This is a genomic window from Robiginitalea sp., from assembly GCF_049588695.1.
Classification (GTDB): Bacteria; Bacteroidota; Bacteroidia; order Flavobacteriales; family Flavobacteriaceae; genus Robiginitalea.
This window is the reverse complement of the sequence record NZ_JBAVZJ010000084.1, coordinates 1-1,983: the sequence shown is the minus strand read 5'-3', so window position 1 is coordinate 1,983 and position 1,983 is coordinate 1. Positions and strand designations below refer to the sequence as shown.

Sequence of the window (1,983 nt, the reverse complement as noted above, 5' to 3'; positions counted from 1 at the left end):
CTTATGAATAAAAAGATTGGATGGGGAATTGTAGGACTGGGCAATATCGCAGGCAAATTTGCCGGGGACCTGGCCTTGTCATCCGAGGCAGAGTTGGTGGCTGTGGCCTCCCGCGATTCGGACAAGGCCCTGCATTTTTCTAAGGAATACGGGGCGAGAAAGGCCTATGATACCTATGAGGCGCTTTTTGAAGACCCCGAGGTTGTTGTAGTTTATATCGCCACACCCCATAGTTTTCACCACGCCCAGACCCTTGCAGCCCTGGAAAGAGGTAAAAACGTACTCTGTGAAAAACCGCTTGGCATTAACGCCTCGGAGGTTCGGCAAATGACGGCACTCGCGGCGGAAAAAGGTTTGTTCTTAATGGAGGCGCTGTGGAGTCGTTTTAATCCGAGTATTCAACAGGTATATAGCCTTGTAAAAAACGGCGAACTCGGAGCGATTTCCTATCTCAGGGCTGATTTTGCGTTTCCCGCCCTGGACCGGGATCCCGAAGGTCGCCTCCTGAACCCTGCACTCGCCGGGGGATCTCTTTTGGATATTGGAATCTATCCGGTTTTTCTCGCGTATCTCTTTCTGGGTATTCCGAAGGACATCAAAGTCTCGGCTCATTTTCATACCACCGGTGCCGAGAAACAAATCGCGATGATTTTTGATTACGATGAGGCGATGGCTGTTTTATACAGTGGATTTTCCTCCCGCAGTGAGATGAAAGCGGAGGTCTCCTGTGAATTGGGGAGTGCACTATTGCGTCCACCCTGGCATCATACGGAGCATATTCAATGGCAAAAGGATGAAGAAATCGAGGAGGTGGCCCTGCCCCTTAAAGGATCCGGATATTTTTATGAGATTGAGGAGGTTCACCGCTGCCTCAAGGCTGGGGAGCAGGAGAGTGACCTCTGGTCCTGGGCAGATAGCCTGGCTCTTCACTCCCTTTTGGATCGGGTTCGCGGCCTGGCGGATATCCATTTTCCCAAGGGGTAAATACCTGTCCTGAGGAAAGGGGGAATTGCCTTAAATTTTACGATATTTGTTTTCTTACCAAACTGATGAAACCATGGGAATGAATAAGAATACGGTACTTGCCTGGGCTACATTTATTATGATTTTTGTAGGGGTAGGACTCATTTGCCTCGGGGCTTTCCGTTATGACGATGTCGCCGGCTGGGGTTTCGCCTCTGTAGGTATTGGGTTTTTTGCGGTTGCCTGGGTATTTAATGCCCTAAAAGGTCGATTGTAGGCAGCTCACAAGTTTAATCCATTTGATATATAGCGTTTATGGCTGATGATAAAAAGGTTATTTTCTCCATGTCCGGAGTGACTAAAACCTATAAAAACTCAAATACCCCCGTTCTTAAGGATATTTACCTGAGCTTTTTCTACGGGGCCAAGATTGGTATTCTCGGGCTCAATGGGTCCGGGAAATCAACCCTTTTGCGGATTATCGGAGGAACAGATACGAATTACAGGGGTGATGTGGTCTTCGCTCCGGGATTCAAGGTGGGGATGTTGGAACAGGAGCCCCAATTGGATCCGGATAAGACCGTGATCGAAGTGGTCAAAGAAGGGGTAGCCGATACGGTTGCCATTTTAGACCAGTACAACGAGATCAATGAGCAGTTCGGGCTTCCGGAAGTATATGAAAATCCGGATAAAATGGAGCAGCTCATGGAGAAACAGGCCAAGTTGCAGGATCAGATCGACGCCTCTGGCGCCTGGGAGCTGGATTCCAAACTCGACCTGGCAATGGATGCCCTGAGAACCCCGGAATCCGACAAGAAGATTTCCGTGCTCTCGGGGGGAGAGCGCCGCAGAGTTGCCCTGTGCAGATTACTGCTGCAGGAACCTGATGTACTGTTACTCGATGAACCGACAAACCACCTGGACGCCGAATCAGTACAATGGCTGGAACATCATCTTGCCCAGTATAAAGGAACCGTCATTGCGGTGACCCACGACCGCTATTTTCTGGATAATGTGGCG

General features: G+C 49.6%; 3 protein-coding genes. All 3 read left to right on the top strand.

The annotated features are described in order from the left end of the window. On the top strand, window positions 1–984 hold a 984-nt coding region (locus tag WBV75_RS01750; RefSeq protein ID WP_424118935.1), incomplete at its 5' end, for a Gfo/Idh/MocA family protein. A 73-nt stretch (window positions 985–1,057) separates the two neighbouring features. Then, window positions 1,058–1,240 (top strand): CAL67264 family membrane protein, encoded by a 183-nt coding sequence (locus WBV75_RS01745; protein WP_424118934.1) that lies wholly within the window; start codon window positions 1,058–1,060, stop codon window positions 1,238–1,240. A 38-nt stretch (window positions 1,241–1,278) separates the two neighbouring features. Continuing rightward, window positions 1,279–1,983, top strand: a 705-nt coding sequence (locus WBV75_RS01740) for an ATP-binding cassette domain-containing protein (protein WP_424118933.1), incomplete at its 3' end; no start/stop codon positions are given.